The organism is Acidibrevibacterium fodinaquatile, assembly GCF_003352165.1.
GTDB classification, from domain to species: domain Bacteria; phylum Pseudomonadota; class Alphaproteobacteria; order Acetobacterales; family Acetobacteraceae; genus Acidibrevibacterium; species Acidibrevibacterium fodinaquatile.
The window spans coordinates 178,685-200,245 of record NZ_CP029176.1; the positions used below are offsets into that span (position 1 = coordinate 178,685).

The following is a 21,561-nucleotide window of genomic DNA, read 5'->3' on the forward strand; positions in this document are numbered from 1 at the left end:
CCTCGGTTTCCTCCGCGGTCGGCGCCAAGTCTTGCGGATTGCGGGTCTTTCGCCAAGTCTTGCGGCATCGGGCATGGGAGCGCGGCGTTTGGTCAGGGTCTGGCTATGTTTGCTTTTCCTTCTCGCCGCGCTGGCGCCGGCAACGGCCCAGGAGATCAAGCTCGCGACCTGGAATCTGGAGTGGCTCACCACCCGCGATGCCGGCGATCCCGCCTTGCCGCCGGATGTCACCCCGAAGCGCCCCGAGGATATCGCCGCCCTGCGCGCCGTCGCCGGCCGGCTCGATGCCGATGTGATCGCGATCGAGGAAGTCGATGGCGCGCAGGTGGCGGCAGCGGTGTTCGCGCCGGAACGCTACGCCGTTTACATGACGGGGGATAGCGTGGTGCAACGGGTCGGCTTCGCGGTGCGGCGCGATTGGCATGTGATCGCGCATCCCGATCTCACCGCGCTCGATCCTTACCCGCCGCAAGCGCGCGCGCATTTGCGGAGCGGCGCCGATATCACCCTCGATCTCCCGGGCGGCCAGCTTCGCTTGCTCGCCTTGCATCTCAAGGCCGGCTGCCACAGCGATCGGCTCGCCGAAAGTCGCCGCCCGGCTTGCCATGTGCTGCAAGCCCAGGCGCGGGTTCTCGAAAGCTGGATCGCCGCCCGTGCCCGCGCCGACGAGGCGTTCGTGGTGATCGGCGATTTCAACCGCCGGGCCGAGGGCGACGATGATTTCGCCGCCGCCCTCGCCGAGGCCGCGCCGCTCACCGAGGCGACCGCCGGCCACGCCTCGCCCTGCTGGGGCGGCGAGCCCTTCATCGATCGTGTTTTTCTTGGCGGCGCAGCGCAGCGCTGGCTGGCGCCGGATAGTCTCCGCGTATTGGTCGATCACGGCGCCGATCGCCAAACCAAGCGGCTTTCCGATCATTGCCCGGTCTCGGTGCGCCTGCGCGTCGGCGAGGGATCATGAGGCGGCGCGAACTCCTGGCGTCTGCCGCCGTGGTCGCGCTCACCGGCTGCGCGGCGCAAAGACCGGAGAGCGGGTTGCGCTTCTTGACCCCGGAGGAAGCGGCCAGTGTCGCCGCCATCGCCGATCGGCTGATCCCGCCCGATGAACTCGGCCCCGGCGCGGGCGAGGCGGGGGCGGCGATTTTCATCGACCGCCAGCTCGCCGGCGCCTATGGCAGCAGCCGCGATCTTTATATGCGCCCGCCCTTTCTTCCCGGCCTTCCCGGCCAGGGCCCGCAATCGCCGCTGACCCCGGCGGCGCGCTATCGCGCGGGGCTCGCCGATCTCGATCGCCATTGCCGGGCGGCGTTTGCGGGGCGCGGTTTCGCAGCACTCGATCCCGCAACGCAGGATCGCCTGCTCAGCGATCTCGAACATGGCCGGATCGGGATCAGCGGCGGCGGGCGGGCGTTTTTCGACCTCGTCCTGCGCGACACGATCGATGGATTTTTCGCCGATCCGCGCTATGGCGGCAATCAGGGCATGGCGGGCTGGCGGCTGATCGGATTCCCAGGTGCGCGCTATGATTATCGCGACGTTGTCGCGCGGCACGGCGAGCCCTATCGCGCGCCGCCGGTCGCGCTCGCATGACGACACGGCTGAAACCGGTCGATGCGGTGATCATCGGCTTTGGCTGGAGTGGCGCGTTGCTCGCCGAAGTGCTGAGCCGTGCCGGGCTTTCGGTGATCGCGCTCGAACGTGGCCCCTATCGCGACACCGCCGAGGATTTTCCGCCGAGCCGCGCCCCCGACGAGTTGCGCTATGCGGTGCGTCATGATCTCGTCGTCAAACCCGCGGAAAACACCATTACTTTTCGCAATCGCAGCGATCAGACGGCGCTTCCCGTGCGGGCCTGGGGCTCGTTTCTGCCGGCGAGCGGGGCGGGCGGCGGCGGGGTGCATTGGAACGGCCAGACCTGGCGCTTCCGCCCAAGCGATTTTACCCTCAAAACCACTATTCTCGAACGCTATGGCCGGCGCTTTCTCCCGCCCGATCTCACTATCCAGGATTGGGGCGTCACCTATGAGACGCTCGAGCCGTACTATGACCGTTTCGAATATCTCTGCGGGATTTCTGGAAAATCCGGAAATCTCCAGGGGAAGATCCAGCCCGGCGGCAATCCCTTCGAGGGGCCGCGGGCGCGCGACTACCCAACGCCGCCGCTGACCATGCCGTATGCTGCGGCGCTGTTTGCGAAAGCGGCGGCGGAAGGCGGCTATCATCCGTTTCCGCAGCCCTCGGCCAATCTTTCGCAAGCCTACACCAATCCGTTTGGCGTGACCCTCGGCGCGTGCAGCTATTGCGGATTTTGCGAACGGTTTGGCTGCGGCAATTACGCCAAGGCGAGCCCGCAGACGACGCTGATGCCGCTGTTGCGCAGGCGGCCGAATTTCTCACTGCGCACCGAATGTTTGGTGCTTGCGATCAACCATGATGGTGGTGGCAAAAAAGCGCGCGGTGTCACCTATAAAGATGCGAGCGGCGAAGATTTCTTCCAGCCCGCCGGGATCGTTCTTCTTGCCGCCTATACGTTCGAGAATATCCGCCTCCTGCTGCTTTCAGGGATCGGCGCACCCTATGATCCGGCGAGCGGCCGGGGCGTCGTCGGACGCAATTACAGTTATCAGACGACGTCCTCGGTGCAGCTCGGATTTGCCGAGAGATTGCTCAATCCCTTCATCGGCGCCGGCGCGCTCGGCATGATCGTCGATGATTGGAACGGCGAACATTACGACCATGGCCCGCTCGGTTTCATCGGCGGCGCCTATCTCGCCGCGCTCGCGACGAATTCGCGGCCGATTTTGAATCATCCGACGCCACCGGGAACACCGCGCTGGGGGGCTGAGTGGAAGCGCGCGGTCGCGAAATCCTATCTCCGCACCACACGAATTCTCGCCTCGGGCAGTTCGCTCAGCCATCGCGGCGCCTATTGCGATCTCGATCCCACCTATCGCGACCGTTTCGGCCGGCCGCTCCTTCGCGTCACCTTCGACTTCCATCCCAACGATCTTCGCATGTCTCATTTCGTGACCGATCGTCTCGCCGAAATCGCCCGCGCGATGGGGCCGGAATGGCTGACTATCGCGAAACGCCAAGCGCCCTACAGCATCGTTCCCTATCAGAGCACGCATAATGTCGGCGGCGCGATCATGGGCACGGACCCGGAGACGAGTGTCGTCAACCCTTATCTGCAAAGCTGGGACTGCGATAATCTCTTCGTCGTCGGCGCGTCCGCCTTTCCGCAGAATGCGAGCTATAACCCGACCGGCACCGTTGCTGCCCTTGCGCTCCGCACGGCGGATGCGATCATCGGCCGCTATCTTAGGGCACCCGGGTCGCTTGCATGAAAGCCGTGCTCTGCGCAGCCTTTTTCCTGTTGCTCGCGGCTTTCTGCGCGCGCGCCGAGGAGCGCGTGGCAGCGGGGCAATATCTCACCATCCTTGCCGATTGCGCCGCCTGTCATACGCCGCCGGGGGGTGCGCCGCTTTCTGGCGGCCGGCGGATTCCAACCCCGTTCGGCTGGGTGATCGCGCCCAATCTCACGCCCGATCGTGAGACCGGGCTCGGCGCCTGGTCGGCGGCGGCGTTTGATCGCGCGCTTCGGTTCGGGAGAAGGCCGGATGGGAGTTTTCTTTATCCCGCCCATCCTTTTCCCTATTTCGCGCGCTTCACGCGTGAGGATAGCGAGGCGATCCGCGCCTTTCTCGCAACCCTCCCCCCCGTCCACCAGGCCGTGCGCGGCGCCGATCTTTCGTTTCCCTTCGATCTCCGCTTCCTGCTCGTGTTTTGGGATGCGTTATATGCCAAGCCGGCGCCGCCGCTCCCTGATCCCGGCCATGACGCGCTTTGGAATCGCGGCGCCTTCATCGTCACCGGGCCGGGGCATTGCGGCGCCTGTCACACGCCGAAAACCGCGCTCGGCGGCGATGTCGCGGCGCGCGCCTTCGCCGGCGGGGTGGTCGCGGGCTGGGTCGCCCCGGCGCTCGATGGCGACCCCCGCACCGGGCTTGGCGAATGGCGCGAGGACGAGATCGCGCAATTCCTTGCAACCGGCGCGGCCCACGGCGCGCTCGCGAGCGGCCCGATGGCGGAGGTGGTGACGCTGTCGGGCGCCCGCATGACCGCGGCCGATCGCGCGGCGATCGCGCATTATCTCAAAAGCCTGCCGCCACCCCCACCCAGCCAAGCCGCCGCGCCGCCGCCGCATGCCACAATGGCCGCGGGCGAGGGGCTTTACCGCCTCCGCTGCGCCCCCTGTCATGGGCGAGACGGCGAGGGAACGCCCGGGCTTTTCCCGCGCCTTGCCGGCAGCGCGCTCGTGCAGGCTTCGAACCCCGCGACCATCCTCCGCGTGATCTTTAACGGCGCCCGCGCCGCCGCGACTGACGCCGCGCCGACCGGCGCCGCCATGCCGGGGTTTGCGGGCGCGCTCGATCGCGCCGAGATCGCCGCGATCGCGACCTATATCCGCAATGCGTGGGGCAATGCCGCGCCGGCGGTCGCGGCGGGCGACGTCACGCCGTAAGCGGCATCACATGCACCGCCTCTGGGGCGAAGGCGATCGAGGCCGTCTCGCCCGGGCGCGGCAGCGGCGGCCCGGCGCCGGGCGGCGGGCGCGGCACGACGAAGGCGGCCCCATTGCCAGCGAGAAAGACGACGCGGGCGATCCCGGGCAATATCGCGACCTCGCCGATCCGCCCGGCGAGGACGTTGGCGGCGCCCTCTCCGGGGCGCGCGGCGTGGAGCGTGATCGCCGCCGGCGGCACCGTCCAGGCGATCGCGGTGCCGGGCGGGAGCGGGGTGTGGCCCGCGGCGCGAATGGTCTCGCCCTGCCAGGCGATGCGCGTTTCGGCCGGCGTCTCGCCACTGGCGAGAATCTCGCCTTCGAACAGATTTTGCAGATCGACGACGCGCGCGACGGCGCGCGAGGCCGGCCGCGCCATGATCGCCGCCGGCGCCCCGGTTTGCAGCGTCCGCCCGCCCTCGAGCACCGTCATCCGGTCGGCCAGCGCCGCCGCCTCCTCGAGATCGTGGGTCACGAGGATGATCGGGATCGCAAGCCGGCGGCGGAGCGCGGCGAGTTCCTGGCGGAGATGGCGGCGGGTTCGGGCATCGAGGGCGGCGAAGGGCTCGTCGAGCAACAGCAGCGCCGGCTCGCGCGCCAGCGCTCGCGCGACCGCGACCCGCTGGCGCTCGCCGCCCGAAAGCGTCGCCGGCCGGCGCTCGGCGAGCGCCGCGAGGCCGAGCTGGCCGAGCAGGGCGCGGGCGCGGGCCAGGCGGTCGCCGCGCGACAGATGGCCCAGCGCGGCGGCGACGTTGCCCGCCGCAGAGAGATGCGGAAACAGCGCATAATGCTGAAACACCAGGCCGACGCGCCGGCGCTGTGGCGGCAGATCAACCCCGCGCGCGGCATCGAACCAGGTGTCATTGGCGCAGGCGATGGTGCCGGCGCGGGGGCGATAGAGCCCGGCGAGCGCCCGCAAAAGGGTGGTTTTGCCGCTGCCCGAGGGGCCGATCAGGGCATGCAGCTCACCCGCCGGGACGCAGAGCCGGGCATCGAGCGGGATCGGCCCGGCTTGCGCGAGAAAAGCCGCGAGCCCCGCCTTCGCCGTCTCAGCCATCCCGGCCATCGCGCCCGCCGACCCGCCCGCCGAGGATCTGCACGAGCCCGAGGGCGGCCAGGGCAAAGGCGAGGAGAAGCAGCGACATCCGCCCGGCGCCGCTGCCATCGAGCGCCTGGGCGCGGTCATAGATCGCGATCGCGACGGTCCGCGTCTCGCCGGGAATGCCGCCGCCGACCATCAAGACGACGCCGAATTCCCCCATGGTGTGGGCGACGGTGAGGGCGAAGGCGGCGAGGATGCCGGGCCAGGCGAGCGGCAGTTCGATGCGCAGGAACCCGGCCCAGCGGCTGAGCCCGCACACCCAGGCGGCCTCGCGGATCTCGGGCGCAATGGCGGCGAAGGCGCGCTCGATCGGCTGCACCGCGAATGGCAGGTTGACGATGAGGGAGGCAAACACCAGGCCGCTGAAGCTGAACGCGAGCGGATGCCCGAACAAAGCCTGCCAAACCCGGCCGAGCGGCGAGGCGATGCCGAACGCGACCAGGAGATAATAGCCGAGCACACTCGGCGGCAGCACCAGCGGCAAAGCGAGCAGGGCTTGCACCAGCCCCTTGCCGGCGAACGCCCGCGCCGCCAGCGCCCGCCCGGCCGCGACGCCGAACGGCAGCAGTACCAGCGCCGTCACACCGGCCAGTTCGAGCGAGAGGGCGAAGGCGGCCCAGTCCACCGTGATCTCAGCCGAGCCGGTCGCTGGGCAGAAGAAACCCATAGCGGCGGAAAATGGCGCGCGCCGGCGGTTTTTGCACGAAATCGTAAAACGCCGTCGCGATCGCCCCGGCGCCAGGCAGGAGCACCATGCGCTGGCGGAGCGGCTGATGCCAATCGGCGGCGATCAGGGCGAAGGCGCCGGCCTGCGCGAAGGTCGGCGCGCGGGCGAGCGAGAGCGGGATGACGCCGCCCTCGGCGGCGCCGGCGCGGATGAATTGCGCCGCCTGGGCGACGTTCTCGCCGAGCACGAGATGGGGGAAAAGCGCCTCCCACAGCCCGGCATGCTGCAATGCCTCGCGCGCGGCGCGGCCATAGGGGGCATGGGTGGGGTTGGCGATCGCGAATTTCCGCACACGTCCCTGCGCGAGCGCGGCGCGCAGGCCATCGAGCGCCGGATCGGCGGTGAAGGCAGCGCCGGGGCCGGCGAGCAGGCCGATCCTGCCGACCGCGTAGAGCACGCCGTCGCGACGCGCGTGGCCGCTTTGAACGAGAGAAGTGACATACGCCTCATCGGCGCTGAGAAACACCTGAAACGGCGCGCCATTGGCGATTTCGGCGGCGAAATTGCCCGAGGAGCCGAACACCAGCTTGACCTCGTGGCCGCTTTCGCGGGCAAACGAGGCGGCGATTTCGGGCAGCGCGTAGGTGAGGTCGGCGGCGGCGGCGATCGCCGGCGGCGCGGCCGCCCGCGCGTGCCCGACACCGAGGATACCGACGGGGATACCGACGGCGGCGGCGCGCAAGAGGGTTCGGCGTGACGGGCAAGGACGGGGCACGGGCGGGGTTCCGGCGGGAAAGGGCGGCAAGCGATATAGCGGCATGAGCATAACTCGCGCCGCCGCCCTCCGCCAGTGCCAGGCGCGGGGTCAATACATCCGTTTGCGCGCGAGCCAGGCGGCGGCGACCATGGTCGCAAGGCCAATCGCCGCCAGCGGCCAATATTGGTCGAGGAGATCGCCGGCGCGATCGCCCTGGAGGAAGCTGCCGCGCAGAATGACCATCAAATAGCGCATCGGGTTGAGATAGGTGAGATATTGCACGAATTGCGGCATATTGGCGATCGGGGTTGCAAATCCCGAGAGCAGAATGGCCGGCACCAGGAACAGGAAGGCGCCGAGCAGCCCTTGTTGCTGGGTCGCGGCGAGGGCTGAAATCATCAGCCCGATGCCGATCGCCGACAGCAGGAACAAGCCGAGCCCGAGCACGAGCGCGACCGCGCTGCCGGTGAAGGGCACGCCGAACCAGAGGATCGCGACCAAGGCGATGAACGTCGCCTCGCCGCTGCCGATGATGAAGCCGGGGATGGCTTTGCCGAGCAAGACCTCGGCCGGACGGAGCGGTGTCACCAGCAATTGGTCATAGGTGCCCATCTCGCGCTCGCGGGCGATCGAAAGGGCTGTCACCAGCATGGTCACGACCAGGGTCAGCAAGCCGATGATGCCGGGGATGACGAACCAGCGCGACAGCAGATCGGGGTTGTACCAAGCGCGCATGACGAGTTGCGCCGGAAGATGCGCCCAAGGATGGGTGCTGCCCCATTCGGCGTCGAAATCCAGCAAAATCGTGTTGGCATAGCCGAGCACGATCGCCGCGGTGTTGGAATTGCGGCCATCGATGATCACCTGCACCCGCCCCGGCCGCCCGGCGAGGATATCGCGGCTGAATTGCCGATCGATGTGCAAAACCAGCAACACGTCCTTGCGGTCGATCAGGGGCGCGATCCGCGCGTCAGACGAAAGGGTTGCGACGCGCTGAAAAACCGGCGCGCCGTCGAAACGCGCGAGCAATTGGCGGGAGGCGAGGCCGGGATCCTCGTTGAAGACCGCGAACGGAATATGGTTGAGATCGAAGGTCGCGGCATAGCCGAAGACGACGAGCTGCACCACCGGCGGGCCGATGAGCACGAAACGGCTCGCCTTGTCGCGGAGAAGGGCGAGAAATTCCTTGATCACGAGCGCGAAAAGCCGCTGCCACATCTCAATCGAGCCGCTTTTGCGAGCGCCGCAGGGTAAGGCCGAGGAAAATCGCCGCCATCAGGAGGAGCGCCAGCAGATTGGGCCAAAGGATCGGCCACACGTCGCCGGCGAGAAAGACGCTTTGCAAAATGGCGACGAAATAGCGCGCGGCGACGACGTGGGTGATGATCTGGATCGCCGTCGGCATCGAGCGGATATCAAAGACGAAGCCGGAGAGGATGAACGCCGGCAGGAAGGTCACGATGATCGCGATCTGTCCTGAGACGAACTGGCTTTTTCCGACCGAGGAGATCAACAGCCCCATCCCGAGGGCCACCAGCAGGAATAACGCCGAGGCGAGCGCGAGGGTCAGGAAATGGCCATGCAGCGGCACCGCGAAAAGCCAAAGCGCCATCGCGACCGAAAGCGCCATGCCACCCATCCCGAGCACGAAATAAGGGAGAAGCTTGCCGACCAAAATCTCCGCCATCGTCACCGGCGAGGCCATCAGCGCCTCCATCGTGCCGCGCTCCCACTCGCGCGCGACGACGAGCGCGGTGAGCAGGGCGCCGATCAACGTCATGATGACGGCGATCAGGCCGGGGACGAGATAATCGCGCGAGCGCAGCGCCGGATTGAACCAGATGCGAAACTGAGAGGCGACGGGAAAGCCCGGCGCTGCCTGATGCGCCTGCTGCTGGGCAAGCCAGATCTGCCAGACCTGCAAGAGATAGGATTCGATCAGCCGCGCGTCATTGGCATCGACACCGTTGACGATGACGCCGACATCCTCGCCATTGCCGGCGAGCGCGTTGCGGCTGAAATCATTGCGCAGCCAGAGGATTGCTTTCACCTCGCGCGCTTGCAAGGCATTCTTTGCGGCGTCGATGGTGCGAAAGAGGTGCGGCTCGAAATAGCGCGAATGACCGAGCCCCGCGATCAGCGGGGTGATTTGTGGGTTCGGATGTTCGGCGACCACGGCGACGGGCACATGCTGGGAGTCGAGAGAAATGCCATAGCCGAAAAGCAGCAGCAGAAAAATCGGCATGACGAAGGCGATGCCGAGGGCCGAGGGGTCACGAAAAATCTGGATGAACTCCTTGCGCAGCAAGCCGCGCAGCCGACGGCCGTTCATGCCGCCCGCCTGATCTTGGCTTCGTTTTGCTCGATCAAGGCGATGAAGGCTTCCTCCATGCTGGGCGCCGGCAGGCTCGCGCTTTTTGCCTTGGCGCGGACCTCGCTTGGTGTGCCGGCGGCCAGCACTTCCCCGAGCGACATCAAGATGAGATGGTCACAATATTCCGCTTCATCCATGAAATGCGTCGTCACCAGAACCGTGGTTCCCGCCGCGGAATAGTGATTGATGCGTTGCCAAAATTCGCTGCGCGCCAGCGGGTCGACGCCTGAGGTCGCCTCGTCGAGAAAGAGGATGGCCGGCTCATGGAGGAGGGCGACGGCGAGCGCAAGGCGCTGTTTGTAGCCGAGCGGCAAATCCCCGGCATTCATCGCGCGATAAGGGGCGAGTTCGAATTCTTCCTCAGCCCAAGCCAGGCGTTCGCGCTTGCGCTTGCCGCGCAGGCCATAGGCGGCGGCGAAGAAAGCGAGGTTTTGATCGACGCTGAGATTGGCATAAAGCGAGAATTTTTGCGCGACATAGCCGATATTGCGGCGCGCCTCCGCCGGTGCCGTGCGCAAATCCTGGCCCGCCACCTGCAAGATGCCCGAACTTGCCGGCAACAAGCCGCAGAGCATGCGAAAGGTCGTGCTCTTGCCCGCGCCATTGGCGCCGAGCAGGCCAAACACCTCGCCCTTTCGCACCGCGAACGTGACGTCTTTGACCGCGTGAAAGCTGCCGAACACCCGGTTCAAGCCACGCACCGAAAGCACGATTTCCGCGCGCTCGCCGGCGCCCGCCGGGGGGGGATTCGCCGCCATCGGTGGCCGGCGCGCGGTCTTGCCGGCAGCCAGACGCTCGAAGAAGGCATCGGCGAAATCGGCGTCTCTCGCCTCCCAGGTGACGCCCGCGATGGCCGGCGGGGGGACGCCCGGGCTGAGCAGAACCCGCACCGAATCGGTCTCGATCCTGGCTTCGAGAACCGTCTCCTCGGCGTATAGCGTCTGTTGCAGGGCGCGGCGCGAACGCTGCGGATCGTGGCCCGCGAAACACCGCCCGGCGAGCGGCGCGATGAACGCGGCCGGCGTGCCTTCGGCGAGAAGACGCCCCTGATTGAGCAGCAAAATATCGTCGCAGCGTTCCGCCTCGTCCATATAGGCGGTGCTGATCAAGACGCTGACGCCCGCAGCGCGAAGCGTAACGACGATCGCCCAGAGCTCCCGCCGCGAAATCGGATCGACGCCGACCGTCGGCTCATCGAGCAATAGCAGCTCCGGCACCTTGAGCAAGGCGCAGGCAAGGCCGAGTTTCTGCTTCATCCCGCCGGACAATCTTCCCGCCTGGCGCTTGCCGAACGGGCCGAGCGCGGTGAGGCGAAGGAGTTCGTCATAGCGGGTTTGGCGTGCCTCTCGCGCAAGACCCTGCAAATCGGCATAGAGATCGAGATTTTCCTGAACCGTGAGATCCTCATAGAGCCCGAAGCGCTGCGGCATGTAGCCGATCCGCCCATGCACCGCGCGCGCGCCGCGCCGCGTCTCTTGCCCAAGCGTGATGACCTCGCCGCGCTCGGGCAGCAAAAGCCCCGCGGCAAGCCGCATCAAGGTCGTCTTGCCGGCGCCATCGGGGCCGATCAGGCCGGTGATGCGCCCGCGCGCGAGCGAAAACGACAGACCATCGAGGGCGACGATAGGTTGCGCCCCGCTCTGAAACCCTTTGACGACGTCGCGGAAGCGCAGAACCTCATCCGCCATTGCCGTTCTCGCAAGGAGTTGCAGCCTGGCCGCTGGGCGCGTTGTCTTCGAGCGGGATGATCACCGTCACCGGCGCGCCGAGCCTGAGCCGGCCGCCGGGATTGCAGGCATAGACATGCAGCCGATAGACCAGCGCGGTGCGAAGATCGGTGGTTTCGACGGTTTTGGGCGTGAACTCGGCGGTGGTTGCGATAAAGCCGATCCAGGCGGGGAATTTTTCCCCAGGGTAGGCGTCGGTTTCGATCCAGGCGCGCATGCCGGTGCGGATTTTGCCGAGTTCGTGTTCGGGGAGATAGGCGCGGGCATAAACCGGATCGTCGAGATCGAGCGTATACACCGGGGTTTGCGGCGTCACCATGTCCCCGGGCTCGAGGATGCGGTCCTCGATCATGCCATTGGCCGGGGCGAGCAGTTTCGCATCCTCGTATTGGCGGTGCGCATAAGCGGCGGCGGCCTTGGCGGAGGCGAGTTGCGCGCGCGCGACCGCGATATCTTCCCAGCGCGGCCCCTCGAGCGCGAGCGCGAGCGCTTGCTCGGCGGCCTCGCGGTTAGCGGTTGCGACTTTCAGAGTTTGCTCGGCGTTGTCGCGATTTTGCTTGGTCTCGGCGCCACTCGGCGACAGCGTATTATAACGCGCGAGATTGATCCGCGCATTCGCCTCCGTCGCCACCGCCGCGGCAAGGGCCGCGCGCGCCTCGGCGATTTCTTCCGGCCGTGAGCCATCGAGCAGCCGGGTCAGGGTTTTGTCCGCTGCCTCAACGTCGGCATCGGCTTTGTCGGCATTGGCTTTGAGGCGGACCTCATCGAGATCGCCGAGCAACTGCCCGCGCGTCACCCGGTCCCCCTCATGGAAATAAAGATGGGCGATGCGATCGCTATCGTTGAAGGCGATTTGGGTCTGGCGGATATCGATGGTGCCGAACACGGTAACGCTGGTCGCGGCGGCGGGCGGGTGGGAAAGGCGCCAATAGGCCGCGCCCGCCGTGGCGAGAAGCAGCAGCAACAAAACCGCCGGCAGCAAAATCCGCCGCTTCGAACGCGCCTTCGCCGGCTTCGCCGCCGTGGTATCCCGCGCCACCACGCCGCCGACATCCTGGCTCATCGCAGCACCCCTTCCGCTCACATGTCCAGGATCATCGCACTATCCGACGAAGGGAACGGGCTCGACGAATGTGGTTTTGTCGATGACGCTTTTCACGCCCGGCACATTCTCGGCAGCGACCACGAGCGCGGCGCGGGCGGCATCGTCGAACAACACGCCCTCGAGGGTCACGGTGCCGCTTTCAACCATGATCGACACGCTCTGCGCCCCGAACCAGTTCTGTTTCTTGAGTTCGCCGAGCAGCGCCTCGCGGATCGCCGGATCGTCGCGCTTGGCATCGGTGCGGGCGCCCAGCGCTTCGCCGATGACGCGGATGAGATCGGCACGGCTGATGAGGCCGACCACGACATCGCCGCGCATCACCGGCACGCGGCGGATGCCGCGCTGCTCCATGAGTTCGACAACCTGATCGATGCCGGCATTCTCGGGAACCGAGGCGACATCCTTGGTCATCACGTCCTCGACGTGGCGGCTGTGGGTTGCGACATATTCGGCCGCGTTGCGGGCCGGGCCGCGCAGGAATTGCTGCCATTTCGAGCGCTGCTTTTCGGTGCTGAGCTCGGCGCGGCGGAGAAGATCGCCTTCCGTCAGTATCCCGACCAGCCGGCCTTCGAGATCGATCACCGGCAGGCCGCTGACGCGCGCCTCGACCATTTTGGTGATCGCCTCGCTGAGTGTGGAGCGCGGGCCGACGGTGACGAGTGTCCGGGTCATGATGTCGCTCGCGTGCATGGATCCCTCCTGTTTTGACGTTGACAACAGAAGCGATCATAGGCCGCCGCGCAGGTTCCGCCTTGACCTGCGTCAAGTTCTTTGATCGAGATCAAGTTTGCGCGGCCGGGTGCCGGCGCTCAGCCCGCCGTCAGGCTGCGGGTGTGTTCGGCGATCATCGCTTCCTCGTCGGTCGGGATAACCCAAAGGGCGAGGCGGCTGTCCTTGGCGCTGATCCGCCGCGGGCCGGTGGTCGGGCGGGCGTTTTCGTCGCGGTCGAGGATGGCGCCGAGCCAGGTGAGACGGGCGGCGATGGCGGCGCGGATGTCGGGCGCGTGCTCGCCGATGCCGGCGGTGAAAACCACCCCATCGAGCCCGCCGAGCGAGGCGCTGAGCGCCCCGATCTCACGCGCTGCGCGAAACACGAACAGCTCGACCGCCTCGCGCGCGCGGGGGTCGCGGCTTGCGAGCAGGGTCCGCATATCGGCGCTGATGCCCGAGACGCCGAGAAGACCCGAGCGGTGATAGAGCAGATCCTCGATCGCCGCCGCGTCGAGCCGGTGTTGCTGCATGAGATAGAGCACGGCGCCGGGGTCGATGCTGCCGGTGCGCGTTCCCATCACCAGGCCATCGAGCGCGGTGAAGCCCATGGTGGTATCGACGCTCTGCCCCGCGTCCATCGCGCAGAGACTGGCGCCGTTGCCGAGATGGGCGGCGATCACCTTGCCGCGGGCAAGCGTTGGTGCGCAGGCAGCGAGCGCACGGGCGATGAATTCATAGGACAAGCCATGAAACCCGTAACGCCGCACGCCTTCCTCGGCGAAGCTGCGGGGCAGCGCGAGCCGGCTCACCACCGGCGCGATGCCATGATGAAACGCGGTGTCGAAGCAGGCGACTTGCGGCAGGCCGGGACGCAGCGCGGCGATGGCGCGGATCGCGGCGAGGTTGTGCGGTTGATGCAAGGGCGCGAGCGGCGTGAGCTTCGCCAGCGCTTCGAGCAGCGCCGCATCCACCAGCGCCGGGCCGAAATGCCGCTCGCCGCCATGAACGACCCGGTGGCCGACGGCCCGGAGCGCCTCCCCGGCGAGTTCCTTCTCGATCAGGGTGAGCAGCGGGTCGAGCAGATCCTCATGGGTATGGCTCTCCCCGACCGGCCAATAGCGTTCGGCGCGGACCTCATGCGCCGGGCCGAGCACGAGGAGATGCGGCGCCGTGCCAATGCCTTCGATTTGGCCATGGGCGATCGTTGTGAACTGGCCGGCGCCGGCGAGATCGTAAAGCGCGAACTTGATGCTGGAGGAGCCGGCATTGACGACCAGGATCGCATCAGCCATGGCACGCGGCCCCCCTCGGCGTGCGGCGGCCGGGGCGGTGGGATCGTCGGGGCAGGGGCATGGCGACATCCTTCGCGGGCGGTTTCCTCACGCGAGACTACCTGCGCCGGGGGCGGGCGTCGCGCCTTGAGCCAGATCAATCCGCGTGTCGCGGCGCTTGCCAGGCTTGGCAGGACCGCGGTTTCCTTGCTCTATGCGGCGCATGACACAAGGTTTTGAGTCTCATGGCTGAGGCCGGCGCGCCGACGCTCGGCATTCTCGCCGGCGGCGGGCCGCTCCCCGGGCGGGTTGCGGCGGCGGCGGTGGCGGCGGGGCGCGCGGTGTTCGTGATCGGCTTCGAGGGCTTCGCCGACCCCGACATGCTGGCGCCCTATCCGCATGCCTATGCCCGGCTCGGCGCCGCCGGGCGGATTCTCGAGCTGCTCCGCGCCCATGGGTGCCGCGATATCGTTTTGGTCGGGCCGGTGCGCCGCCCGTCACTGCTGGCGTTGCGTCCCGATGCCGAAGGCGCGCGGATTCTGGCGCGCATCGGCCGCGCCGCCTTCACCGGCGATGACGGCCTGCTCGCCGCCATCGTGCGGGTGTTCGGCGAGGAGGGGTTTCGCGTCCTCGGCGCGCATGAAATTCTCGCTGAGCTGGTCGAGGCGCCGGGGCTTCTCGGCGCCGTCGCGCCGGATGCCGCGGCGATGCGCGACATCGCGCGCGGGGTTGCGGTGGTGCGGGCGCTCGGCGCCGTCGACGTCGGGCAGGCGGCGGTGGTGCAGCAGGGTATCGTGCTCGCGGTCGAGGCGATCGAGGGCACGGATGCGATGCTCGCGCGATGCCGGGCGCTGGCGCGGCCGGGGCCGGGCGGGGTGCTGGTCAAGCTGGTCAAACCAGGGCAGGATCGCCGCGCCGATCTGCCCACCATCGGGCCGGAGACGGTGCGCCGCGCCGCCGAAGCCGGCCTTCGCGGCATCGCCTTCGAGGCGCATGGCACGATGATCACCGCCCGTGCCGCGATGATCACGGCGGCCGATGCCGCCGGCCTGTTCCTGCTCAGCCTCGACCCCGAGGCGGCGCAAAGCGAAGTGCTGATCGAATGATTTTTTCGCAAAGGAGCCATCATGACCGAATCCACCAGGCGCTATCTGCACACCATGCTGCGGGTGAAAAACCTCGAAAAGAGCGTCGATTTCTACACCCGTTTGATGGGCATGAAGGAATTGCGCCGGCGCGAGGTGCCGGACGGCAAATACACCCTGGTTTTCGTCGGCTATGGCGACGAGGCGAGCCATACCGTGCTCGAACTCACCTATAATTGGGGCCAGGATGATGGCTACGACCTCGGCACCGGCTTCGGCCATCTCGCGGTCGGCGTCGCCGATGTCGCGGCGACGTGCGCCGAACTGCGGGCCGCCGGCGTGAAAATCACCCGCGAGCCAGGGCCGGTGAAATTCGGCACCACCATCATCGCCTTCATCGAAGACCCGGACGGCTACAAGATCGAGCTGATCGAGGGACGCTAACGAAGTTATCCGCCAGAAGAAAGGTCTTCTTTTTCTGAAGAAAAAGAAGCAAAAAGACTTTTGTCCCGGTTTCTCGGCGTGGCAGCTGCCTCGGCACGGGCAGTGCCGCAGGCACTGCCCAACGGGAGAAAAGTTTTTGGTTCTTTTTTGAGGTCATCGCAGCGCGCGATGGGTGTCGAGGGTGAAACATGGCGGTGGTTCTGACGATTGCGCAACAGAAGGGTGGCGCCGGCAAGACCACGCTCGCCGCTCATCTCGGCGTCGCCTTCGCGGCAACGCGGCGTGTCGCCCTCCTCGATATCGATCCGCAGAAAAGCCTTGCCCGTTGGTTCGCGCTGCGCACGGCCTTGCCGGCGGGGCGAGAGCGTGTGCCGCTCGGCTTCTCGGATGTTTCGGGCTGGCGGCTCAGGGCCGAGCTTGACCGGCTCAAGCGCGATTTCGACATGATCCTGATCGACAGCCCGCCCGAGATCGCGACCGATGCCCGCACCGCTCTCCGTGCCGCCGATCTCGTCCTGGTGCCGATCCAGCCGAGCCCGCCCGATCTCTGGGCGGCGGAGGGGACGCTGGCGCTCGCCGCGAGCGAACGCCGCACCGTGCATCTGGTGTTCAATCGCGCGAGCGCCGCATCTCGCCTGCGCCAGACGATGGCGGCCGACATCGCTGAGCGCGGGCTTGCGCTGCTGACCAGCGCCCTCGGCAACCGCGCTGGCTTCGCCAATGCCTTCGCCCGCGGCCTTGGCATCAGCGAAGCGGCGCCGAATTCCCGCGCCGGCGCCGAACTCGCGGCGCTGGCAGAGGAAATTTCGGGCCTGCTGGGATGAGCGCCGGGCCACCCGCATTTCCCTGAACGCTTGATCCGGATCAAAGCCAAGCCATTCAAAATCTGTCGATAGAGCGCTATGCCACCTTGTTTCTTTCGGCGTGCTCTCGCATTGTCCGTCGCCACATGAGCAAGCAACCCTCGCAAGACGCTGCCTGGCTGAAAGCCGAGAGCCGGGCGGCGCGGCCCTTGGTCGCGCCGTTGATCGGTCTCGGTCTGGCGGGTGTTGCGTGCGGCATCGGCCAGTCAGCGGCGATCGCCGCCCTCCTCGCTCATGCCCTGATCGGCCGGCCGGCCGCGATCGCCCTGCCGCTTACCGGATTCGCTTTGCTCGCCCTGCTCCGCGCTGGCCTTGCCTATGTCGCCGAGGTCGCGGCGAGCCGGGCCGGTATCGCCGGGCGGCGCCGGCTGCGCGCCGCGGTGATGGCGCGTGTGCTCGAAGCCGGCCCGGCGCTGCTCCGCCGCCAGCATTCGGGCGAAATCGCGACCGCGGCGATCGACCGCATCGAGGGGCTGGACGGATTCTATGGCCGCTGGCTGCCGGCCGCCGGGCTTGCCGTGCTTGGCCCGGCGCTGGTCTTGGTGGCGGCGGCGGTGGTCGATCCGTGGGCGGCATTGGCGCTGCTCTTGGCCGGGCTTTTGGTGCCGGCCGGCATGGCGTTCGCCGGGATCGGCGCGGCGCGCGCGGCACGGCGGCAGTTTCTCGCGATGGCGCGGCTGCAGGCGCGGTTTCTCGACCGGGTGCGCGGCATTGCAACCCTCGTGCTCTATGGCCGCGCCGAGGATGAGGCCGTCCGGCTCCAAGCCGCCGCCGATGAATTGCGCCGGCGGACGCTGCGCGTGCTCAGGGTCGCGTTTCTTTCCTCGAGCGTGCTCGATCTCGCGATGGTCGCGGCCCTGGTCGGGTTTGCGCTGCATCTCTGGCAGGCGCCGGTGTTCCCGGCGCTGTTTCTGCTGCTCCTGGTGCCGGAATTCTTTGCCCCGCTCCGCGCCTTCGCCGCGGCCTATCAGGACCGGATGCAGGCGCATGCCAGCGCCGGCGTGCTCGCCGCCCTGCCACAGGCACCGCCGTCAGCCCCGGCGGCGGCGATCCGCCATGTCAGCGCGAGCGGTGTCAGTGTCGCGTTCTCACACGTATCTTTCACCTGGGATCCGGCGCGTGGCCCGGCGCTCAGCGATGTCAGCTTTCGGATCAGCGCCGGCGAAAGCCTGGTGCTGGTCGGGCCGTCGGGGGCGGGAAAATCGACCATCCTCGAAATCCTGCTCGGCTTCATCCGCCCCGACCAAGGGCGGGTTTTGCTGAACGGCGCCGATATCACCACCATCGTGCCTTCGGCGCTCGCTGAGTTGACCGCTTGGATCGGCCAAAAACCGATGATTTTTGCCGGAACCCTGGCCGAGAATATCCGCTTCGCCCGCCCCTCGGCGAGCGATGAGGCGGTGCGCGAGGCGGCCCGCCTCGCCCGGGTCACGGATTTCGCAGCCCACCTGCCGCACGGGCTCGAGACCGAGATCGGCGAGGGCGGTTTCGGCCTTTCGGGCGGCGAGGCGCAACGCGTCGCGATCGCCCGCGCCTATCTCAAGAACGCGCCGCTGCTGCTGCTCGACGAGCCGACCGCGCATCTCGACCCCGCGACCGAGGCAGAGGTGATCGCGAGCTTGCGGCGGCTGGCGCTCGGGCGGACGGTTGTTCTGGCGAGCCACGCGACGGCAGCGCGTGAATTCGGCGGCCGGCGTCTCGATCTCCGCGATGGGCGGGTGGTCGCCTTCGCGGCGCGGGGGGCGGCATGAGAGGGGCGATCCGGCCGGTTTTGCGTATCATGGCGCTGTGGCGGCGGCGCTGGCCGATGCTTGCGCTCGGCGGGCTCATCGCGCTCGTCTCCGCCGCCGCCGGGGTCGCACTGATGGCTGGCGCCGGCGGCCGGCTCGCCGGTGGCCTGATCGGCGCGGCCGGGATCGGCGCCGGCTTGGCGGGCGGGCTGCGCGCGCTGGGCGCAAGCCGCGTTATTCTGCGCTATGGCGAGCGTCTGGTGAGCCATGACGCGATGTTCCGCGCGTTGGGCGATCTCCGCGTCTGGTTCTTTCGCGGTCTTGCCCGCCGTGCCGCCGGCGGCCTCGGCTTTCGCCGCGCCGGTGATGTGCTGGCGCGCCTGGTCAACGATATCGAGGCGCTGGATGGGCTCTATCTTCGCTTCTTGATTCCGCTTGCGACAATTCTGGTGTTGCTGCCGGCGCTGATCGTCGTTGCTGGACGCGAGAGTTGGCCGCTCGCGGCGGCGCTCGCGGTGTTGTTTTTGCTCGCGGCCATCGTTTTGCCGTGGCGCGCGGCGCGTGGCACCCTGGCCGCTGGCCAGAGTCTCGGCCTCGCGACGGCGGGTTTGCGCATTGCCGTGCTCGATGCGGTGAGCGGTATTCGCGAGGTGCGCGCTGCCGGCGCCGAGAGCAGGATGCTCGCGCAAATAGAGGCGCGGAGTGGCGCGTTGTTCGCGGCCCAGCATGACGCGGCGCGGGACCTCGCCCGCGCCGGGACGGCGGCGATGCTGGTTGGGCAGGCGGCGGTGTTCGCGGTGTTGCTGGCGGTCGCGGCCATGCCGGCCGGGGCGGCGGCTGGGGTCGCGGGCGCGACCCTTTTGTTCCTCACCCTCGCCGCCTTCGAGGCGATTGCCGTTCTGCCTCGCGCCGGCGCTTTTGCGGGCAAGGTCGCGGCGGCGGCGGCGCGGGTGGTGGAGGCGGCCGAGGAGAAAGTGGCGATGGCGGAGCCGCCGCTGCGGCGCGTGCCGCGCGATCATACGCTGCGCTTTGAGGCGGTTTCGTTCCGCTGGCAGGCCGACCGTCGGCCGGTGTTCGATGGGCTGAGCCTCGAGCTCCCGGCAGGCGCCCATGCCGCGCTGCTCGGCCCTTCTGGCGCCGGGAAATCGACCCTCGCCGCCCTTGCCCTCAAGGTTGTGCGACCGGATAGCGGGCGGATTCTGCTCGGCGATGCCGATTATGCCAGCGTGCCGGCCGCCGAGATCCGCCGCCGGATTGCTTGGCTCGGCCAGACGACGCATCTCTTCGACGATACCATTCGCGCCAATCTGCTGCTCGCCCGCCCCGACGCCGATGAGGCGGCGCTGTGGGCGGCGCTGGCGGCGGCGCGTATCGCCGATGCCGTCGCGGCTCTGCCGGAGCGGCTCGATACCTGGGTCGGCGAGGGCGGGGCGCGATTTTCCGGCGGCCAGGGGCGGCGCCTCGCGCTCGCCCGGGCGCTGCTTTCACCGGCGCCGATCCTGATCCTCGACGAGCCTTGCGCCGGGCTCGATGCCGCGACCGAACGGGATTTCCTTGCGACCCTCAACGAGGCGGCGGCGGGGCGGAGCGTGCTCCTCATCACGCACCGCCTGACCGGCGTCGAGCGGCTCGACCGCATCTGGCGCCTTACCGCCGGCAAAGCAATCGCCGCCGCAGGCTGAGTTTAAAGTTTTTTGGTTCTTTTTTTCAAAAAAGAACATTTTTCTTGTTTTTTCTCACCCCTCACCCCCGCGTCGCCACGCGTGCAGCCGCGCGAGCCAGGCCAGCGCGCGGGGGGAGGCGTGGTTTTGCCGCCAGAGTCCGGCGGCGGCGCGCAGCGCCTCGCTCCGCGTCGGGTAGGGCTGGATGGTCGCGAGGATTTTCCGGAGGCCGAGCCGATGCCGCAGCGCCAGCGTCGCCGGCGCCAGCATTTCGCCGGCGCCGTGGCCGACGATGGTCACGCCGAGCAGCCGGTCGCGCCCGGGCGGGGTCAGGATTTTCACGAACCCCTCGCTCTCGCCCTCGATCAGGGCGCGGTCGAGTTCGGCGAGATCGTAGCGTGTCACCTCATAGCCGATCCCCTTCTCCCGCGCCTCGCGCTCATTGAGGCCGACGCGGGCGATCTCGGGGCTGGTGAAGGTGACGGCGGGCACCGCGCGCGTTTCTGGCCGAAGCCGCCAGAGCCAGCCGAAGAGGCCGTTCAGCGCCGCGATGCCGCCTTGATGGCCGGCCATATGGGTGAATTGCCACGGCCCGGCGACATCGCCGCAGGCGAGGATGTGCGGATAATTGGTTTGCAGCCAGGGATTGGTCGCGACCGTGCCGCGTGCCGTCAGGCGAACGCCGATCTCCTCCAGCCCATAGCCGTCAACCCGCGGTTTGCGCCCGATCGCGAGCAGCAGGCGGTCGAAAACGATCTCGCGTGGCCCCCCTCCGCCCTCGATGCGGAGCGCGAAGCCGCCGCCCTCGCGCGTCACCGCCAGCGCACGATGGCCGGTGAGCAGCGTGATCCCCTGGCGCGCCATGGCTTTGGCGAGCAGGGCCGAGACCTCGTCATCCTCGCGGCTCAGAAGGCTTGGCGCCTGTTCGACGAGGGTGACCGCGGTGCCGAGGCGGGCGAAGGCCTGCGCCAGCTCGCAGCCGATCGGGCCGCCGCCGAGGATGACGAGGCGGCGCGGCAGATCGGCGAGATCCCAAAGTGTTTCGGAGGTGACGAAGGGCGCTTCGGCGAGGCCGGGAAGCGGCGGGATCACCGGTGCGGCGCCGGCGGCGATGACGATCGCGCGGGTGGTCAGGATTTCCCCCCCGATCGCAACGCGCCAGGGGTCGAGCAGCCGCGCCTCACCCACTCGGACATCGACGCCGAGGCTCTCGTAGCGCGCGATCGAATCGTGCGGCGCGATGGCGGTGATGGCGGCCTCGATCCGGGCCTTGGCCGCGGCGAAATCGAGCCCGGCGGCGGCGGCGTGGATCAGCGCTTTCGAGGGGACGCAGCCGGAATTGAGGCAATCCCCGCCCATCCGTCCGCGTTCGATCAGGGTGACACGGGCGCGCAGCGCGGCGCTGAGATAGGCGGCGACGAGGCCGCCGGCGCCGGCGCCGATGACGATGAGATTGCGATCGAACCGGCGCGGCCGCCGCGGCGCGTGCGGGTTCGCCGCCAT

19 protein-coding genes are annotated in these 21,561 nt (G+C 68.1%); 9 read left to right on the forward strand and 10 right to left on the reverse strand.

From position 1 onward, the window contains the following. Positions 1 to 73: 73 nt before the first annotated feature. Genes DEF76_RS00815 through DEF76_RS00830 form a run of 4 tightly spaced genes read left to right on the forward strand, consistent with a single transcriptional unit; the run spans position 74 to position 4,522 of the window. Positions 74 to 958: an endonuclease/exonuclease/phosphatase family protein gene (locus DEF76_RS00815; RefSeq protein ID WP_114910702.1), complete on the forward strand. Its 885-nt coding sequence runs from the start codon at positions 74 to 76 to the stop codon at positions 956 to 958. Beyond that, positions 955 to 1,587, forward strand: a complete 633-nt coding sequence (locus DEF76_RS00820; protein WP_114910703.1) for a gluconate 2-dehydrogenase subunit 3 family protein — start codon at positions 955 to 957, stop codon at positions 1,585 to 1,587. Before DEF76_RS00815 ends, DEF76_RS00820 begins: the two co-directional genes overlap by 4 nt. Next, positions 1,584 to 3,344, forward strand: a complete 1,761-nt coding sequence (locus DEF76_RS00825; RefSeq protein WP_114910704.1) for a GMC family oxidoreductase — start codon at positions 1,584 to 1,586, stop codon at positions 3,342 to 3,344. The genes DEF76_RS00820 and DEF76_RS00825 overlap by 4 nt, the downstream gene beginning before the upstream one ends. Then, the gene (locus DEF76_RS00830; RefSeq protein ID WP_114910705.1) at positions 3,341 to 4,522 is read left to right on the forward strand and encodes a c-type cytochrome; all 1,182 of its coding nucleotides are present in this window, start codon (positions 3,341 to 3,343) and stop codon (positions 4,520 to 4,522) included. Before DEF76_RS00825 ends, DEF76_RS00830 begins: the two co-directional genes overlap by 4 nt. On the opposite strand, the gene DEF76_RS00835 is transcribed toward DEF76_RS00830, so the two are convergent. The 9 genes from DEF76_RS00835 to DEF76_RS00875 all read right to left on the reverse strand — a co-directional run bounded on the left by DEF76_RS00835 (position 4,512) and on the right by DEF76_RS00875 (position 14,296). Continuing rightward, positions 4,512 to 5,627 (reverse strand): ABC transporter ATP-binding protein, encoded by a 1,116-nt coding sequence (locus DEF76_RS00835; protein WP_114910706.1) that lies wholly within the window; start codon positions 5,625 to 5,627, stop codon positions 4,512 to 4,514. The genes DEF76_RS00830 and DEF76_RS00835 overlap by 11 nt on opposite strands. Beyond that, positions 5,611 to 6,288, reverse strand: a complete 678-nt coding sequence (gene modB / locus DEF76_RS00840; protein ID WP_114913572.1) for a molybdate ABC transporter permease subunit — start codon at positions 6,286 to 6,288, stop codon at positions 5,611 to 5,613. The genes DEF76_RS00835 and modB overlap by 17 nt, the downstream gene beginning before the upstream one ends. A 7-nt stretch (positions 6,289 to 6,295) precedes the next feature. Next, the gene (gene modA / locus DEF76_RS00845) at positions 6,296 to 7,105 is read right to left on the reverse strand and encodes a molybdate ABC transporter substrate-binding protein (protein WP_205216064.1); all 810 of its coding nucleotides are present in this window, start codon (positions 7,103 to 7,105) and stop codon (positions 6,296 to 6,298) included. 90 nt (positions 7,106 to 7,195) lie between these two features. Next, positions 7,196 to 8,305 (reverse strand): ABC transporter permease, encoded by a 1,110-nt coding sequence (locus tag DEF76_RS00850; RefSeq protein WP_114910707.1) that lies wholly within the window; start codon positions 8,303 to 8,305, stop codon positions 7,196 to 7,198. Between the two features lies 1 nt (position 8,306). Continuing rightward, a complete protein-coding gene (locus tag DEF76_RS00855; protein WP_114910708.1) occupies positions 8,307 to 9,419 on the reverse strand; it encodes an ABC transporter permease in 1,113 nt (370 codons plus the stop codon). Continuing rightward, positions 9,416 to 11,149 (reverse strand): ATP-binding cassette domain-containing protein, encoded by a 1,734-nt coding sequence (locus DEF76_RS00860; RefSeq protein ID WP_114910709.1) that lies wholly within the window; start codon positions 11,147 to 11,149, stop codon positions 9,416 to 9,418. The genes DEF76_RS00855 and DEF76_RS00860 overlap by 4 nt, the downstream gene beginning before the upstream one ends. Beyond that, entirely contained in the window at positions 11,139 to 12,251 is a 1,113-nt protein-coding gene (locus DEF76_RS00865; RefSeq protein ID WP_114910710.1) for an efflux RND transporter periplasmic adaptor subunit, read from the reverse strand. The genes DEF76_RS00860 and DEF76_RS00865 overlap by 11 nt, the downstream gene beginning before the upstream one ends. Positions 12,252 to 12,290: 39 nt before the next feature. Next, entirely contained in the window at positions 12,291 to 12,983 is a 693-nt protein-coding gene (locus DEF76_RS00870; RefSeq protein ID WP_114910711.1) for a CBS domain-containing protein, read from the reverse strand. A gap of 119 nt (positions 12,984 to 13,102) precedes the next feature. Further along, a complete protein-coding gene (locus tag DEF76_RS00875; RefSeq protein ID WP_114910712.1) occupies positions 13,103 to 14,296 on the reverse strand; it encodes an acetate/propionate family kinase in 1,194 nt (397 codons plus the stop codon). 224 nt (positions 14,297 to 14,520) lie between these two features. Here DEF76_RS00875 and DEF76_RS00880 point away from each other — a divergent pair, with 224 nt between their 5' ends. The 5 genes from DEF76_RS00880 (at position 14,521) to cydC (ending at position 20,079) form a co-directional block, all read left to right on the forward strand. Beyond that, positions 14,521 to 15,381 (forward strand): LpxI family protein, encoded by an 861-nt coding sequence (locus tag DEF76_RS00880; protein ID WP_114910713.1) that lies wholly within the window; start codon positions 14,521 to 14,523, stop codon positions 15,379 to 15,381. A gap of 21 nt (positions 15,382 to 15,402) precedes the next feature. Beyond that, complete coding sequence (gene gloA / locus DEF76_RS00885) at positions 15,403 to 15,804, forward strand: lactoylglutathione lyase (protein ID WP_114910714.1); 402 nt, start codon at positions 15,403 to 15,405, stop codon at positions 15,802 to 15,804. Positions 15,805 to 15,992: 188 nt separating this feature from the next. Beyond that, positions 15,993 to 16,628: a ParA family partition ATPase gene (parA, locus tag DEF76_RS00890; protein WP_114910715.1), complete on the forward strand. Its 636-nt coding sequence runs from the start codon at positions 15,993 to 15,995 to the stop codon at positions 16,626 to 16,628. A gap of 125 nt (positions 16,629 to 16,753) precedes the next feature. Then, entirely contained in the window at positions 16,754 to 18,418 is a 1,665-nt protein-coding gene (gene cydD, locus DEF76_RS00895) for a thiol reductant ABC exporter subunit CydD (protein ID WP_114910716.1), read from the forward strand. Beyond that, a complete protein-coding gene (gene cydC / locus DEF76_RS00900; protein ID WP_114910717.1) occupies positions 18,415 to 20,079 on the forward strand; it encodes a thiol reductant ABC exporter subunit CydC in 1,665 nt (554 codons plus the stop codon). The genes cydD and cydC overlap by 4 nt, the downstream gene beginning before the upstream one ends. Positions 20,080 to 20,133: 54 nt before the next feature. On the opposite strand, the gene DEF76_RS00905 is transcribed toward cydC, so the two are convergent. Next, entirely contained in the window at positions 20,134 to 21,561 is a 1,428-nt protein-coding gene (locus DEF76_RS00905) for a dihydrolipoyl dehydrogenase family protein (protein WP_114913574.1), read from the reverse strand.

Coding starts and splice junctions, on each gene's coding strand:
- cydC (WP_114910717.1), top strand. CDS start 18,415: ATGAGAGGGGCGATCCGGCCGGTTTTGCGTATCATGGCGCTGTGGCGG.
- DEF76_RS00875 (WP_114910712.1), bottom strand. CDS start 14,296: ATGGCTGATGCGATCCTGGTCGTCAATGCCGGCTCCTCCAGCATCAAG.
- DEF76_RS00870 (WP_114910711.1), bottom strand. CDS start 12,983: ATGCACGCGAGCGACATCATGACCCGGACACTCGTCACCGTCGGCCCG.
- gloA (WP_114910714.1), top strand. CDS start 15,403: ATGACCGAATCCACCAGGCGCTATCTGCACACCATGCTGCGGGTGAAA.
- DEF76_RS00905 (WP_114913574.1), bottom strand. CDS start 21,561: ATGGCGGCGAACCCGCACGCGCCGCGGCGGCCGCGCCGGTTCGATCGC.
- parA (WP_114910715.1), top strand. CDS start 15,993: ATGGCGGTGGTTCTGACGATTGCGCAACAGAAGGGTGGCGCCGGCAAG.
- DEF76_RS00860 (WP_114910709.1), bottom strand. CDS start 11,149: ATGGCGGATGAGGTTCTGCGCTTCCGCGACGTCGTCAAAGGGTTTCAG.
- DEF76_RS00865 (WP_114910710.1), bottom strand. CDS start 12,251: ATGAGCCAGGATGTCGGCGGCGTGGTGGCGCGGGATACCACGGCGGCG.
- DEF76_RS00855 (WP_114910708.1), bottom strand. CDS start 9,419: ATGAACGGCCGTCGGCTGCGCGGCTTGCTGCGCAAGGAGTTCATCCAG.
- cydD (WP_114910716.1), top strand. CDS start 16,754: ATGAGCAAGCAACCCTCGCAAGACGCTGCCTGGCTGAAAGCCGAGAGC.
- DEF76_RS00820 (WP_114910703.1), top strand. CDS start 955: ATGAGGCGGCGCGAACTCCTGGCGTCTGCCGCCGTGGTCGCGCTCACC.
- DEF76_RS00835 (WP_114910706.1), bottom strand. CDS start 5,627: ATGGCCGGGATGGCTGAGACGGCGAAGGCGGGGCTCGCGGCTTTTCTC.
- DEF76_RS00850 (WP_114910707.1), bottom strand. CDS start 8,305: ATGTGGCAGCGGCTTTTCGCGCTCGTGATCAAGGAATTTCTCGCCCTT.
- DEF76_RS00825 (WP_114910704.1), top strand. CDS start 1,584: ATGACGACACGGCTGAAACCGGTCGATGCGGTGATCATCGGCTTTGGC.
- DEF76_RS00830 (WP_114910705.1), top strand. CDS start 3,341: ATGAAAGCCGTGCTCTGCGCAGCCTTTTTCCTGTTGCTCGCGGCTTTC.
- DEF76_RS00880 (WP_114910713.1), top strand. CDS start 14,521: ATGGCTGAGGCCGGCGCGCCGACGCTCGGCATTCTCGCCGGCGGCGGG.
- DEF76_RS00815 (WP_114910702.1), top strand. CDS start 74: ATGGGAGCGCGGCGTTTGGTCAGGGTCTGGCTATGTTTGCTTTTCCTT.